At 59.8% G+C, this 15,043-nt stretch carries 15 protein-coding genes; 10 read left to right on the forward strand and 5 right to left on the reverse strand.

The features are described from left to right. Positions 1–353 precede the first annotated feature (353 nt). The 4 genes from coxB (at position 354) to KBP52_RS18065 (ending at position 4,731) form a co-directional block, all read left to right on the forward strand. Positions 354–1,481: a cytochrome c oxidase subunit II gene (gene coxB / locus KBP52_RS18050; RefSeq protein WP_077575211.1), complete on the forward strand. Its 1,128-nt coding sequence runs from the start codon at positions 354–356 to the stop codon at positions 1,479–1,481. A gap of 82 nt (positions 1,482–1,563) precedes the next feature. After that, a complete protein-coding gene (gene ctaD, locus KBP52_RS18055) occupies positions 1,564–3,150 on the forward strand; it encodes a cytochrome c oxidase subunit I (protein ID WP_212620681.1) in 1,587 nt (528 codons plus the stop codon). Between the two features lie 116 nt (positions 3,151–3,266). Next, positions 3,267–3,818, forward strand: coding sequence for a cytochrome c oxidase assembly protein (locus KBP52_RS18060; protein ID WP_123593409.1), 552 nt, complete (start codon positions 3,267–3,269; stop codon positions 3,816–3,818). Between the two features lie 25 nt (positions 3,819–3,843). Beyond that, positions 3,844–4,731 (forward strand): cytochrome c oxidase subunit 3, encoded by an 888-nt coding sequence (locus tag KBP52_RS18065; RefSeq protein WP_212620682.1) that lies wholly within the window; start codon positions 3,844–3,846, stop codon positions 4,729–4,731. 9 nt (positions 4,732–4,740) lie between these two features. Here KBP52_RS18065 and KBP52_RS18070 read toward each other — a convergent pair whose 3' ends face one another. Beyond that, positions 4,741–4,944, reverse strand: coding sequence for a twin transmembrane helix small protein (locus tag KBP52_RS18070; protein ID WP_212620683.1), 204 nt, complete (start codon positions 4,942–4,944; stop codon positions 4,741–4,743). 71 nt (positions 4,945–5,015) lie between these two features. Between KBP52_RS18070 and KBP52_RS18075 the strand changes: the two genes are divergently transcribed. Genes KBP52_RS18075 through KBP52_RS18095 form a run of 5 tightly spaced genes read left to right on the forward strand, consistent with a single transcriptional unit; the run spans position 5,016 to position 8,924 of the window. Beyond that, the gene (locus tag KBP52_RS18075; protein WP_212620684.1) at positions 5,016–5,756 is read left to right on the forward strand and encodes an SURF1 family protein; all 741 of its coding nucleotides are present in this window, start codon (positions 5,016–5,018) and stop codon (positions 5,754–5,756) included. Beyond that, a complete protein-coding gene (locus KBP52_RS18080) occupies positions 5,722–6,315 on the forward strand; it encodes a hypothetical protein (RefSeq protein ID WP_137219424.1) in 594 nt (197 codons plus the stop codon). Before KBP52_RS18075 ends, KBP52_RS18080 begins: the two co-directional genes overlap by 35 nt. Positions 6,316–6,325: 10 nt before the next feature. Continuing rightward, a complete protein-coding gene (locus KBP52_RS18085) occupies positions 6,326–7,405 on the forward strand; it encodes a COX15/CtaA family protein (protein ID WP_116028648.1) in 1,080 nt (359 codons plus the stop codon). Further along, entirely contained in the window at positions 7,393–8,292 is a 900-nt protein-coding gene (cyoE, locus tag KBP52_RS18090) for a heme o synthase (RefSeq protein WP_077575206.1), read from the forward strand. The genes KBP52_RS18085 and cyoE overlap by 13 nt, the downstream gene beginning before the upstream one ends. Beyond that, on the forward strand, positions 8,289–8,924 hold the full coding sequence (locus tag KBP52_RS18095) for an SCO family protein (protein WP_007911741.1): 636 nt from the start codon (positions 8,289–8,291) through the stop codon (positions 8,922–8,924). The genes cyoE and KBP52_RS18095 overlap by 4 nt, the downstream gene beginning before the upstream one ends. 322 nt (positions 8,925–9,246) lie before the next feature. Here the strand turns inward: KBP52_RS18095 and KBP52_RS18100 are convergent, their stop codons facing one another. From KBP52_RS18100 to KBP52_RS18110, 3 genes are all read right to left on the reverse strand, one after another. After that, the gene (locus KBP52_RS18100) at positions 9,247–10,017 is read right to left on the reverse strand and encodes a MetQ/NlpA family ABC transporter substrate-binding protein (RefSeq protein ID WP_077575205.1); all 771 of its coding nucleotides are present in this window, start codon (positions 10,015–10,017) and stop codon (positions 9,247–9,249) included. Between the two features lie 76 nt (positions 10,018–10,093). Continuing rightward, positions 10,094–10,768 carry a methionine ABC transporter permease gene (locus tag KBP52_RS18105; protein ID WP_016986455.1) on the reverse strand — a complete coding sequence of 225 codons (675 nt, stop codon included), beginning with the start codon at positions 10,766–10,768 and terminating at the stop codon, positions 10,094–10,096. Next, entirely contained in the window at positions 10,768–11,775 is a 1,008-nt protein-coding gene (locus KBP52_RS18110) for a methionine ABC transporter ATP-binding protein (RefSeq protein WP_212620685.1), read from the reverse strand. Before KBP52_RS18110 ends, KBP52_RS18105 begins: the two co-directional genes overlap by 1 nt. 260 nt (positions 11,776–12,035) lie before the next feature. Between KBP52_RS18110 and katE the strand changes: the two genes are divergently transcribed. Beyond that, positions 12,036–14,177 carry a catalase HPII gene (katE, locus tag KBP52_RS18115; protein WP_212623142.1) on the forward strand — a complete coding sequence of 714 codons (2,142 nt, stop codon included), beginning with the start codon at positions 12,036–12,038 and terminating at the stop codon, positions 14,175–14,177. Positions 14,178–14,300: 123 nt separating this feature from the next. Here the strand turns inward: katE and KBP52_RS18120 are convergent, their stop codons facing one another. Next, complete coding sequence (locus KBP52_RS18120) at positions 14,301–15,014, reverse strand: PA5502 family lipoprotein (RefSeq protein WP_008081221.1); 714 nt, start codon at positions 15,012–15,014, stop codon at positions 14,301–14,303. Positions 15,015–15,043 lie beyond the last annotated feature (29 nt).

Genomic DNA, 15,043 nt, shown 5'->3' on the forward strand with positions numbered 1-15,043 from the left:
AAGGCAATGAAATAGGGAAGACATAACTTAGCTGGCTTACGAAAAATGCTAAGACGCATTTGTCATAATTATTTCATCCTTGATGCACCTGCGTTATATCGGTTTGCCACCACTCGTCTGCATCCTTCTCCATTCGTGCCCTTGAACGCAAGTGCCAGCTGTTTCAGTTGATTTACGTGCGCACATTGCAATTTCCCGTCGCTGTCTATACTCGCCAGTGAATGGAGTTAGCTGATGACGCCCGACTGCACCCGCAGCAAGGCCCGGCGATTCAAGTTCGTAGTCTGATGCAGCCGCTCCCTTGCCGCAGGCGAAAGCCGGCGGGATAACAAGAACGATAAGGGGAACCCGCAATGATGCGACATCCACACGTCTGGATGGGCCTCCTGTTGTGGTCGATTTTCAGTCCTGCGCACGCCGCCTGGACTGTGAATATGGCGCCTGGAGCGACTGAAATCAGTCACGCAGTATTCGACCTGCACATGACCATTTTCTGGATCTGTGTGGTGATCGGGATCATCGTCTTCGGCGCCATGTTCTGGTCGATGATGGTGCACCGCCGTTCTACCGGGCAGGTCGCCGCAAAATTCCACGAAAGCACCACCGTCGAGATTCTCTGGACCGTCGTACCGTTCCTGATTCTGGTAGCGATGGCCGTGCCGGCGACCGCCACCCTGATCAAGATGTACGACACCAGTGAGCCGGATATCGATATCCAGATCACCGGTTATCAGTGGAAGTGGCACTACAAATACCTGGGCCAGGACGTCGAGTTCTTCAGCAACCTGGCCACCCCCGCCGAACAGATCCACAACAAGGAAACCAAGGGCGAGCACTATTTGCTCGAGGTCGATAAGCCGCTCGTGCTGCCGACCGGCGCCAAGGTGCGCTTCCTCGTGACCTCGGCCGACGTTATCCACTCCTGGTGGGTGCCGGCCTTCGCGGTGAAACGCGATGCGATTCCGGGGTTCGTCAACGAAGCCTGGACGCGCATCGACAAGCCCGGAATCTACCGTGGCCAGTGCGCCGAACTGTGCGGCAAGGATCACGGCTTCATGCCGATCGTGGTCGAGGTCAAGGACAAGGCCGACTACGACAAGTGGCTCGCCGAGCGTAAAGCCGAGGCCGCGCAACTGAAAGAGCTGACCAGCAAGGAATGGACCCTCGACGAACTCAAGGAACGTGGCGACAAGATCTATCACACCACCTGCGTTGCCTGTCACCAGGCCGAAGGTCAGGGCCTGCCGCCGATGTTCCCGGCGCTCAAGGGTTCGAAAATCGCCACTGGACCGAAAGAAGGCCACCTGAGCATTGTCTTCCACGGCAAGCCCGGCACTGCCATGGCGGCGTTCGGCAAACAGCTGTCGGAAGTCGATATCGCAGCGGTCGTGACCTACGAACGTAACGCCTGGGGCAACAACAAGGGCGACATGGTCACGCCAAAAGAAGTGCTGGAGCTGAAACAGGCGGAAAGCAAATGAGCCGGTCTATCGCGTACCTCGTGAACCGGCCGGGGCAGCGCGCCCCGGCCTGCCCCACCCACTCACGTAAAGGAGACCGGCCATGAGCGCTGTCATTGATGACCATGGTCATGCCGACCACGCCCACGGCCCCGCCAAAGGCCTGATGCGCTGGGTGCTGACCACCAACCACAAGGACATCGGCACCCTGTACCTGTGGTTTGCGTTCTGCATGTTCCTGCTCGGCGGTACGTTCGCGATGGTGATTCGCGCCGAACTGTTCCAGCCCGGATTGCAGATCGTCGAGCCGGCGTTCTTCAACCAGATGACCACCATGCACGGTCTGGTGATGGTCTTCGGTGCGGTGATGCCAGCGTTCGTCGGCCTCGCCAACTGGATGATCCCGTTGATGATCGGCGCGCCGGACATGGCCTTGCCCCGGATGAACAACTTCAGTTTCTGGCTGTTGCCGGCGGCGTTCCTGATCCTCGTGTCGACCCTGTTCACCCCCGGTGGCGGGCCGAACTTTGGCTGGACGTTCTATGCGCCGCTGTCGACGACGTATGCGCCGGAAAGCGTGACCTTCTTTATCTTCGCCATCCACTTGATGGGCATCAGTTCGATCTTGGGTGCGATCAACGTGATCGCGACCATTCTCAACCTGCGTGCTCCCGGCATGACCCTGATGAAAATGCCGCTGTTCGTCTGGACCTGGCTGATCACCGCGTTCCTGCTGATCGCGGTGATGCCGGTGCTGGCCGGGTGCGTGACGATGATGTTGATGGACATCCACTTCGGCACCAGTTTCTTCAGTGCTGCCGGTGGCGGTGACCCGGTGTTGTTCCAGCATGTGTTCTGGTTCTTCGGGCATCCCGAGGTGTACATCATGATCCTGCCGGCCTTCGGCGCCGTCAGCTCGATCATCCCGACCTTTTCGCGCAAACCGCTGTTTGGCTACACCTCGATGGTTTATGCGACGGCGAGCATCGCCTTCCTGTCGTTCATCGTCTGGGCGCACCACATGTTCGTGGTCGGCATTCCGCTAGTGGGCGAGTTGTTCTTCATGTACGCCACGCTGCTGATCGCGGTGCCGACCGGGGTGAAGGTGTTCAACTGGGCCAGCACCATGTGGCAAGGCTCGCTGACCTTCGAAACGCCGATGCTGTTTGCCGTGGCGTTCGTGATCCTGTTCTCCATCGGTGGTTTCTCCGGACTGATGCTGGCCATCGCCCCGGCGGACTTCCAGTACCAGGACACCTACTTTGTGGTCGCGCACTTCCACTACGTGCTGGTGCCGGGGGCGATCTTCGGGATCTTCGCCTCGACCTACTACTGGCTGCCGAAATGGACCGGGCACATGTACGACGAAACCCTCGGCAAGCTGCATTTCTGGCTGTCGTTCGTCGGCATGAACCTGACCTTTTTCCCGATGCACTTTGTGGGACTGGCGGGGATGCCGCGACGGATTCCGGACTACAACCTGCAGTTCGCCGACTTCAACATGGTCTCCTCGATTGGTGCGTTCATGTTTGGCGCGACGCAGATTTTCTTCTTGTTCATCGTGATCAAGACCATTCGCGGCGGCCCGCCAGCACCGGCCAAACCGTGGGATGGTGCGGAAGGTCTGGAGTGGAGCGTGCCGTCACCGGCGCCGTATCACACCTTCACCACGCCGCCGGAAGTGAAATGAAACGCCTGACTTTTGTAGGAGTGAGCCTGCTCGCGATGGCGGTGTGTCAGGCACACCGCGGTGGACCCATCGCGAGCAGGCTCACTCCTACAGGGTTTGGTGGGGAGGCATGAACCATGGCTGACTCGATCTCGCTGAAAAAACTGGTCACCCGCCTGCTCGGCGTGGTGGTGGCGATGTTTGTTTTCGGTTTTGCCCTGGTGCCGATCTACGACGTGATGTGCAAAGCCTTCGGCATCAATGGCAAGACCGCCGGGCAGTACGAGGGTGAGCAAGTGGTCGACACTTCTCGCCAGATCCGTGTGCAGTTTCTGTCGACCAACACCGCCGACATGCCGTGGGATTTCTACCCCAAGCATGACGAACTCACCGCCAACCCCGGCGCGGTCAACGAGATGATCTTCATCGCGCGCAACCCCACCGACAAACCGATGAGTGCGCAAGCCGTGCCGAGCATCGCGCCGAGCAATGCGGCGGCGTATTTCCACAAGACCGAATGCTTTTGCTTTACCCAGCAGGTGCTGCAGCCCGGTCAGCAGATCGAGATGCCGGTGCGCTTCATTGTTGACCGCGACATGCCCAAGGATGTGAAGCACCTGACGCTGTCCTACACGCTGTTCGATATCACCGCCCGACATCCGCCGGTGGCTGTAAACACTGGCGGTTGAGCGTGCCCGATAAGGAGAACAATAAATGGCAACTCATGAGCACTATTACGTTCCGGCCCAGAGCAAATGGCCGATCATCGCGACCTTCGGCATGGCCATTACCGTGTACGGCCTCGCCACCTGGTTCAACGATCTGAAGGCGGCGCGCCCGGAATCCCACGGCCCGTACATCTTTTTCGTCGGTGGCCTGTTGCTGGCGTACATGCTGTTCGGCTGGTTCGGTACGGTGATCAAGGAAAGCCGCGCGGGCCTTTACAGCGCACAGCTGGATCGCTCGTTTCGCTGGGGCATGAGTTGGTTCATCTTCTCCGAGGTGATGTTCTTCGTCGCCTTCTTCGGTGCGCTGTTTTACGTGCGGCACGTCTCCGGACCAGCGCTCGGCGGTGAGGGCACCAAAGGCATCGCGCACATGCTCTGGCCGAACTTCCAGTTCACCTGGCCGCTGCTGCACACGCCGGATCCGAAACTGTTCCCGCCGCCGAAAGAAGTCATCAGCCCGTGGGGCCTGCCGCTGATCAACACAATTCTGCTGGTCAGCTCCAGCGTGACCATCACCATCGCCCACCATGCCTTGAAGAGGGGCCATCGCGGCGCGCTGAAAATCTGGCTGGCGATCACCGTGCTGCTGGGCTGCGCGTTTCTCGGTTTCCAGGCTGAGGAATACATGCACGCCTACCACGAACTGGGCCTGACCCTCGGTTCCGGTATTTATGGCGCGACGTTCTTCATGCTCACCGGTTTCCACGGCGCCCACGTGACCATCGGCACGATCATTCTGTTTGTGATGCTGATGCGCATCATGAAGGGCCATTTCGACAACGAACATCAGTTCGGTTTCGAAGCGGCGAGCTGGTATTGGCACTTCGTCGACGTGGTGTGGATCGGCCTGTTTATCTTCGTTTACGTACTCTGAGCTTCAACGCTACCAAGGCGCATGCGACACCAATTGGCCGCTGTAAAAGCCCCAGGCGATCAAGCCGACGGTGGCAGCGGCCAATGCCACCCGAACACTCAAGGCGATGACCAGGCGATTGGAACTGCTGTCGTCCTTGACCAGGAAAAACAGGCCGCTGAACAGGCTGATCACCGTGGCAGTCAGCATCAGGACGATGGCTGTTTTGAGCATGGGAAGAACTCCGGGGGACAGGCGATGCAGTTGAGTATAGCGATCGCGACGACTGACTTTGTGGCGCAGCCATGAAGCACTTTCGTCCGGGCGTGATTCCGACCGTGGTGGTGGCGTTGTTGCTGCCGCTGCTGGTGTCGCTGGGCTTCTGGCAACTGAGCCGGGGCGCCGAAAAAACTGCCCTGCTCGCCAGTTACGCCGAACGCCGCGCCGCCGAACCAATGGCCAGCAGCGAGTTGCTGAGCAGCGCCGACCTGGCGTATCGCCGCGTGCACCTGCACGGCCAGTTCGATGCGGCGCACAGTCTGTTGCTGGATAACCGTCAGCGTAACGGCAAGGTCGGCGTCGAACTGCTGCAACCGTTTCAGGATCAACGCACCGGCCAATGGCTGCTGGTCAATCGCGGCTGGTTGCCGTGGCCGGATCGCCGCGTGCCGCCACAATTCACTACGCCCACTGAGGCGTTGAATGTCGATGCCTGGGTCTACGTCGCCCCCGGCGCGACCTTCCAGTTGCACGCCGACCCTGCCAGCAGCACCTGGCCGCAAACCATCACCGCCGTCGAGCCGGCCAAGCTGTGGAAAACCCTCGACCGCGACGGTTTCGCCTACGAATTACGCGCCGAACCCGGCCCGGCCAGCTACGAGGCCGATTGGCCGGTGGTTGCCATGGGCCCGGAAAAACACCTCGGTTACGCCGTGCAGTGGTTCGCCATGGCCACCGCCCTGCTCGGCCTCTACGTCTATTTGGGCTTGCACAACGCAAAGGAGAAACACCATGGGAACGGCCATGAATCCACCCAGCATGTCTGAGGCGAAACCTGCCGCCACCCGCCGTCGCGGGCGCATTCAATTGCTGCTGATTGTGCTCGGCGTGATCGGCCCGATGGTGCTCGCCACCGGCATGTACAAATTGCAGTTCTGGGTACCGGAGGGTCGCAGCTATCACGGCGAACTGATCGGCAACGGCCAGACCCGCGCCGACCTCGGCGTGCAGGCCGACGAGGAGCGCTGGCAGATCCTGGTCACCGCGCCGAAGGATTGCGCGGTGGATTGCCAGCAACTGGTTTACCTGGCGCGGCAGATCCAGATCGGCCTCGGCCGCGATGCCGGCCGCGCAAGCCACGCCCTTGCTGCTGCGCAACCGGTGAGCGCCGATTACGAGGCCAAGCTGACCCGCGAATATCCACAGCTGCAACGTTATCCGCTGGACGCTACGACGTTCAGCAAAACCACGGGCGACAAGGCCACGCCGCAACTGTGGATCATCGACCCTCACGGCAACCTCGTGCTGCGCTACGAGCCGAATGTGAAAGGCAAGGATCTGCTCAACGACCTGCGTCACCTGCTGAAACTGTCGAACATCGGATAAGGGCATCGTCATGGCCAAACCTGGATTTCGCCTCGCGTTGTTTGCCACCCTGCTGGCACTGATTGTGGTGCTGCTCGGCGCCTATACGCGCCTGACCCACGCCGGCCTCGGCTGTCCGGACTGGCCGGGCTGCTACGGGTTTATCAGCGTGCCGAAAAGCGAAGCGCAACTGGCCCATGCCGAACTGCATTACCCCGACTCGCCGGTGGAGGCGCACAAGGGCTGGAACGAGATGATCCACCGCTACTTCGCCGGCACCCTCGGCCTGCTGATTTCGATTCTGGCCGGGCGCGCGTGGGTCAACCGTCGTCATCCGGGACAGCCGTTGAAGCTACCGCTGTTTCTGCTGGCGGTGGTGTTTGCGCAAGCGGCGTTCGGCATGTGGACGGTGACGCTCAAGCTTTGGCCGCAGGTGGTCACCGGGCATTTGCTCGGCGGCTTTGCGACGCTGAGTCTGCTGTTTTTGCTGACGTTGCGATTGTCCGGAGTGTTGCCGGCGCTGACCGTGCCCAAGCGTCTGCAGTATTGGGCGACGGCGGGATTGTTGCTGGTGATTGGCCAGATCGCGCTGGGTGGCTGGGTCAGTTCCAACTACGCGGCGGTGGCCTGCATCGACTTCCCGACCTGCCACGGGCAATGGCTGCCGCCGGCGGATTTCGCCAATGGCTTTCATCTGACTCAACACATCGGCCCGAACTATCTCGGCGGGCAACTCGACAGTGATGCGCGCACGGCGATTCACCTGACTCATCGCATTGGTGCGCTGCTGGTGACATTGGTTTTGCTCGGTCTGGCCTGGCAATTGAAAGTGGTCGGCATGACTCGCTTGGCCGGTCTGGTGCTGATTGCCCTCGCGGCGCAGATCAGCCTCGGCATCAGCAACGTGCTGTTCCATCTGCCGCTGCCGGTGGCGGTCGCGCATAACGCTGGCGGTGCGGCGCTGTTGCTGACGATGGTGCTGGTCAATTACCACGCGCGCACCAGTCTGGTTCGGGTCAAACAACCGGTGCTCGCGCGCTGGCGCCTGAGCCCGCGCAAACACTCCGCCGCGCCCATCACTATCAAAGGAGAAACGCCGTGGCGATTCTGATTGGCGAGCGCCCGCATCAGGCGATCTGGCGTGATTATCTGGAACTGACCAAACCGAAAGTCGTGGTGCTGATGCTGATCACCTCGCTGGTCGGCATGTTCCTCGCGACCCGTGCCGGGGTGCCGTGGACGGTGCTGGTGTTCGGCAATCTGGGGATTGCGTTGTGTGCCGGCGGTGCGGCGGCGGTCAATCATGTGGTGGATCGGCGCATTGATGCGGTGATGGCGCGCACGCATAAACGGCCACTGGCCGAGGGCCGGGTTTCGCCGGCGGCGGCGCTGACCTTTGCGTTGGTTCTGGCGCTGCTCGGCCAGGCCCTGTTGCTGACCTTCACCAATCCGCTGACCGCTTGGCTGACCTTGGCCTCACTGCTCGGTTATGCGGTGATCTACACCGGTTTCCTCAAACGCGCGACGCCGCAGAACATCGTCATCGGTGGCCTCGCCGGCGCCGCACCGCCGCTGTTGGGCTGGACCGCCGCCACCGGCCACGTCAGCGCCGAACCGTTGTTGCTGGTGCTGATCATCTTCGCCTGGACGCCGCCGCACTTCTGGGCGCTGGCGATTCATCGCAAGGAGGAATACGCCAAGGCCGACATCCCGATGCTGCCGGTCACCCACGGCGAGCACTACACCAAGGTCCATATTCTGCTGTACACGTTTGCGCTGCTGGCGGTGAGTCTGCTGCCGTACGTGATTCACATGAGCGGCATGCTCTACCTGATTTGCGCACTCGCCCTCGGTGCAAGGTTTCTGCAATGGGCCGTGGTGCTGTACCGTGGCACTCGGCCGCACGCGGCGATCAACACCTTCAAGTACTCTATTTGGTACTTGTTTCTGCTGTTCATCGCCCTGCTCGTAGACCACTACTTACTGTTGAACCTATGACTCGAACCCAGAAAACCGTCTTCATCCTCGTCGCCGTGATCGCGCTGATCCTCGGCCTGACCGTCAACAAAGTGCTGAGCGGCAAGGGCCAGGGCGACCCGACTGCGCTGATCGACGCTGGCATCATTCTGCTGCCGCAAAGCCGTAATCTGCCGGACGTGACGATGACCGATCAGGACGGCAAACCGGTGGCGATCAATGAGCTCAAAGGTAAGTGGAGTCTGCTGTTCTTCGGCTACACCTTCTGCCCGGACATCTGCCCGACCACATTGGCGCAGCTACGGCAGATCAAGAGTGAATTGCCCAAGGACGCTGTGGATAAATTGCAGATCGTGCTGGTCAGCGTTGACCCGAACCGCGATAACCCCAAGCAGTTGAAGCAGTACTTGGGTTACTTCGATCCGCAGTTTGTTGGCCTGACGCCGACCTCGATTGAAGAGCTGCAGAAGGTCGCGAACGCGGTGAGTATTCCGTTTATTCCGGCGGATACCAGTAAGCCGAATTACACGGTCGATCACAGCGGAAACCTAGCGGTGATCGGGCCGGATGGCACTCAGCGTGGGTTTATTCGAGCGCCGCTGAACAACGCCAAACTGGTGGCGCAGCTGCCGGTGATGCTTAACCGCAAATAAAAACTGAAGAGCGAAAAGCCCCTCACCCTAGCCCTCTCCCGGAGGGAGAGGGGACTGAATGGGGAATGCTGTAGAAATACGCCGACCTGTAAGCGCTGTGCTGAATCCATAATCGTCAAGATCGTACAGGTCGATGTGCTGTGCCGAATCCATAATCGCCAAGATCTTTCAGGTCGATGCATGACGCAAGACAACTCGGTCGGCCCCTCTCCCTCGGGAGAGGGCTGGGGTGAGGGGCAGCTTCACAGCAGATCCAAAGCCAAACACCAGACACAAAAAAGGGGACGCACATGGCGTCCCCTTTTCGTTGCAGCAATCTAAATCAGAACGCCGGCAATACTGCGCCTTTGTACTTCTCGGTAATGAATTGCTTCACTTCCGGGCTGTGCAGCGCAGCAGCGAGTTTCTTCATCGCGTCGCTGTCCTTGTTGTCCGCGCGGGACACGAGGATGTTCACGTACGGCGAATCATTACCTTCAATCACCAGCGCATCCTTGGACGGATCAAGCTTGGCTTCCAGCGCGTAGTTGGTGTTGATCAGCGCCAGATCGACCTGGGTCAGCACGCGCGGGATGGTCGCGGCTTCCAGTTCACGGATTTTCAGGTCTTTCGGGTTGGTCGCGATGTCTTTGACGGTCGACAGGATGTTGGTCGGATCCTTCAGCGTGATCACGCCAGCCTTGGCCAGCAGCAACAGCGCACGGCCGCCGTTGGTGGCGTCGTTCGGGATGACCACGTTGGCGCCGCTTGGCAGGTCCTTCAGATCCTTGAGCTTGCTCGAGTAGGCGCCCAGTGGCTCCAGGTGCACGCCGGTCACGGCGACCAGATTAGTACCCTTGGCCTTGTTGAACTCATTGAGGTAAGGCTGATGCTGGAAGAAGTTGGCGTCCAGACGTTTTTCCGCGACCTGTACGTTCGGCTGAATGTAGTCGGTGAAGACCTTGACCTTCAGATCCACACCTTCTTTGGCCAGCGCCGGCTTCACGAACTCGAGGATTTCTGCGTGCGGCACCGGAGTGGCGGCAACGGTCAAGGTTTCGGCGTGGGCCGAGAATGCTGCAACGGCAGCAAAAGCAGCGATCAGTTTTTTCATTCAGCTAACTCCTTATGAGGCGCCCGTCTGGCGCCTGCCAGCGAATGGCCGGCTCATCTGTTCAATACAAAACTGCTTATTTGCGCGAGAAATGCACGACCAGTCGATCACCGACCATCTGCAGCACTTGCACCAGAATCAACAGCAACACCACGGTGACGATCATCACGTCAGTCTGGAAACGCTGGTAACCGAAACGGATGGCCAGGTCACCCAGACCACCGGCACCGACTACACCGGCCATCGCCGTGTAGGACACCAGTGTAATCGCCGTCACCGTAATCGCCGCGAAGATGCCCGGGCGGGCTTCCGGCAGCAAGGCGTTCATGATGATCTGCCGCGTGGTCGCGCCCATCGACTGGGTCGCTTCGATGATGCCGCGATCGACTTCACGCAGCGCGGTTTCCACCAGACGCGCGAAGAACGGTGTGGCACCAACGACCAACGGCGGAATCGCACCGGCCACGCCCAGCGACGTGCCGGTGATCAGCACGGTGAACGGGATCATCACGATCAACAGAATAATGAACGGCAGCGAACGCAGGATGTTCACCGCCAGCGACATGAATGCGTAGAGGCCACGGTTTTCCAGCAACTGACGCGGGCTGCAGAGGAACAACAACACGCCCAGCGGCAGGCCGAGCAGCACGGTGAACAGCAGCGAACCGCCAAGCATCAGCATGGTGTCGCCGGTGGCCAGCCAGATTTCGTACCAGTCGATATTGGTGAAGAAACTGATCAGGTCTTCCATTAGCGCAATACCTCCATGTGAACGTCAGCGGCGGTGAAGCGGGCGAAGGCCGCTTCCATGTCGCCACCGGTGACGGCGAGGGTCAATTGCCCGTACGGAATGTCTTTGATGCGGTCGATACGACCGGCGAGGATGCTGTAGTCGACGCCGGTTTCCCGGGCGACGGTACCGAGCAGCGGCGCGTAGGTCGCTTCGCCCTGGAAGGTCAGACGCACGATACGGCCCGGCACGTGAGCGAAGTCATCACGCTGCTCGCTTTCGTCGATCTGCTCGCTTTCCTGGACGAAACGCTTGGTGGTCGGGTGCTTGGGATGCAGGAACACATCGGCCACGGAACCTTGCTCGACGATCACGCCGGCATCCATCACCGCCACCTGATCGCAGACGCGACGGATGACATCCATCTCGTGGGTGATCAGGACGATGGTCAGTTTCAGTTCGCGGTTGATCTCGGCCAGCAGTTGCAGGACCGACGCGGTGGTCTGCGGGTCGAGGGCACTGGTGGCCTCGTCGCACAGCAGAATTTTTGGCTTGGTCGCCAGGGCGCGGGCGATGCCGACGCGCTGTTTCTGACCGCCGGACAATTGCGCCGGATACTTCTTGGCGTGGTCGGACAGACCGACCCGCGCCAGCAACTCGGCCACACGCTTGTCGATCTCGCTGCCCGACAGTTCGCCGGCCAGGGTCAGCGGCAACGCAACGTTGTCGGCCACAGTCTTAGAGGCGAGCAGGTTGAAGTGCTGGAAGATCATCCCGACTTGCTGGCGGAAACGGCGCAGGCCGTTGGCGTCCAGCGCGGTGACTTCTTCGCCGTCGACGATGATCTTGCCGCCACTGGAGTTCTCCAGGCGATTGATCAGACGCAGCAGGGTACTTTTGCCCGCGCCGGAATGGCCGATGAGGCCGAACACCTGCCCGTTCTCGATAGTGAGACTGGTCGGGTGCAGCGCGGGAATGTCCTTACCGGCGACGCGGTAAGTCTTGTGGACGTTTTGAAACTCGATCACGTAGCGAACCTTGTGGGGCGCGTTAGAAAAGGATCAGCGGTTAGCCGGGCGCGCATTTTAGCCTGTCCGTATAGAGGTTCTTAGCATTTATTTCGCAATTAACCTTCGATTTGGCAATAACAAGATCAAAGGTCATAAAAAAGGAACGCCCCAAGTGCCTCATCAGTCACTAAGTAAGCGACTTGAAAACCCTGGGTGCCGTGCCCGGGAACCACTCAAGAGTCCCCGGCAAACCACGGGGTCAACCGAGGAGTTTACGACTGATGAGCAAGAAGCCTACGACCGATAAAAGCCAGATGGCCGGTACCGATACCCCGGATCGCGCCAACACCAACGCCAAACTCGACAGCCTGGAAAAGTTTCGCTCCGACGCCACCGGCCAGGCGCTGCGCACCAACCAGGGCGTGAAGATCGCCGACAACCAGAACACCCTCAAGGCCGGCCCGCGTGGGCCGTCGCTGCTGGAAGACTTCATCATGCGCGAAAAGATCACGCATTTTGACCATGAGCGGATCCCGGAACGTATCGTCCACGCACGCGGCACCGGGGCGCATGGCTTCTTTCAGGCCTACGAGAACCATTCGACGCTGACCAAGGCGGGTTTCCTACAGGATCCGGGCAAAAAGACGCCGGTGTTCGTGCGCTTTTCCACCGTGCAGGGCCCGCGTGGCTCCGGCGACACCGTGCGTGACGTGCGCGGTTTCGCGGTGAAGTTCTTCACTGATGAAGGCAACTTCGACCTGGTCGGCAACAACATGCCGGTGTTTTTCATTCAGGACGCGATCAAGTTTCCCGACTTCGTTCACGCGGTGAAACCCGAACCGCACAATGAAATCCCGACTGGCGGCTCGGCGCACGATACGTTCTGGGACTTCGTGTCCTTGGTGCCGGAGTCGGCGCACATGGTCATCTGGGCGATGTCCGACCGGGCGATCCCGAAAAGCCTGCGCAGTATGCAGGGCTTTGGCGTCCACACCTTCCGCCTGATCAACGCCGAGGGTAAATCGCGCTTCGTCAAATTCCATTGGCGCCCTACTGCCGGCACTTGCTCACTGGTGTGGGACGAGGCGCAAAAACTCGCCGGTAAAGACACCGACTACCACCGTCGCGACCTCTGGGAAGCGATCGAAATGGGCGACTACCCGGAATGGGAACTCGGCGTGCAGATCATCGAGGAGGAAAACGAGCACGACTTCGATTTCGACATCCTCGACCCGACCAAGCTGATCCCCGAAGAAATCGTGCCGATCACACCGCTCGGCAAGATGACGCTGAACCGTAACCCGGACAACTTCTTTGCCGAGACCGAGCAGGTCGCGTTCTGCCCTGGCCACATCGTGCCGGGCATCGATTTCTCCAACGATCCGTTGCTGCAAGGTCGGTTGTTTTCCTACACCGACACGCAGATCAGCCGACTCGGTGGGCCGAACTTTCATGAGTTGCCGATCAACCGCCCGGTGGCGCCGTTCCACAACGGTCAGCGCGATGCGCAGCACCGCACGGTGATCGACAAGGGCCGCGCCTCCTATGAGCCAAACTCGATTGATGGCGGCTGGCCGAAAGAAACGCCGCCAGCCGCGCAGGACGGTGGTTTCGAAAGTTATCCAGAGCGCATCGATGCGAACAAGATCCGCCAGCGCAGCGAGTCGTTCAGCGATCACTTCTCCCAGGCGACGTTGTTTTTCAACAGCATGAGCGATCACGAGAAGGAGCACATCATTGCCGCTTACAGCTTCGAGCTGGGCAAGGTTGAGCGCGAGTTCATCCGTGCGCGGGAGGTGAACGAGATTCTCGCCAACATCGATCTGGAACTGGCCAAGCGCGTGGCGGCTAATCTAGGTCTGCCTGCACCTACCAAAGGCACGGTGGATGCGCGCAAGGTGTCTTTCGATCACTCGCCGTCATTGAGTCAGGCTAATTTGCTGCCAGAAAACATAAAAACTCGAAAAGTAGCGATTCTTGCGGCCAACGGCGTCGATGGTGCGGCGATTGATGCAATGAAGAAGGCATTGGCCGCTGAGGGTGCGCATGCGAAATTGCTCGGCCCGACTTCGGCGCCGGTGAAGACCGCAGACGGCAAAATGTTGCCAGTGGATGCTTCGATGGAAGGCATGCCGTCGGTGATTTTTGACGCGGTGTTTGTGCCGGGTGGCGCGGCGTCGGTGAAGGCGCTGAGCGGCGACGGCGTGGCGTTGCATTACCTGCTGGAGGCGTACAAGCACTTGAAGGCGATTGCGTTGCACGGCGATGCCAAGCAATTGCAGGATCTGCTGAAACTGGAAGCGGATGCCGGGTTGTTGCAAGGCAAGGATGTACCGGCGCTGACCAAACCATTCTTCGCGGCGATCGGGCAGCATCGGGTTTGGGATCGGGAGCCTAAGGCGAAGGCCATTCCGGCTTAAGGATTTTGCTGACTGGCAGGACGCTATCGCGAGCAGGCTCACTCCTACAGGAGATCTTCGGTGAACACAGAATGGGTGTCACACCGAGATCAAATGTAGGAGTGAGCCTGCTCGCGATGCTTTTTAAGGTTTACGCGGGCTCAGAACCATCTGCGCAGGCACGGTGCGCACGGTCTGCTTCACAATCTTCAGATCAAAATCCGGATTCAATTTCTTGACCCGCTTGGTCAGCAACGTCGCCAACCACGGATAGTCATTCGTGCGTGGCGCCTGAATGGTCACCCCACACTCATAATTCACCACATCAGCGGCGATCGCATCCAGTTGTCGGCGAAGTTTGCGGCTATCAGTGATATTCAGCGCGACTGTGGTGCTCTCGGCAGTCGGATCGATCACCTTGGCTTTCGGCTTCGCTTCGGCTGCCAACAGCGCCGCTTCAGCCTTTTCCAGCTCAGCCTTGCGCGCTTCAGTGATGGCGCCATTCACACCACCGGTCAGCGCCGGGGCTTTCGGCATCAATGCGCGGGCACGGCTCAACGCGGTGGCGGCGGCATTAACATCACCTTTCTGCAGCACGATCTGGCTGCGGCGCAGATACGCTTCGGCAAGCTGCCGCTGGTATTGCTCAAGGGATTGATCGTTGGGGGTTTCTTTCTGCAAAGCGGCCAACTGGTCTTCGGCAGTGGCCAGTTCGCTGCTGGCCAGGCTTTGCTCCAGCTGTGCGATGGCCGTAGCCCGCGCATCGGGGACTTCAGCCACCGGCGGCGTACTTTGGCAGGCGCCCAGCAGCACTGAAAATGCGACAAGGAGCAGATAACGGGAGGCGAACGGCTTCATTCCTGCGACTCTCTATTTGCGCAAAAAGC

It is taken from the genome of Pseudomonas sp. SCA2728.1_7, assembly GCF_018138145.1.
GTDB lineage: Bacteria > Pseudomonadota > Gammaproteobacteria > Pseudomonadales > Pseudomonadaceae > Aquipseudomonas > Aquipseudomonas koreensis_A.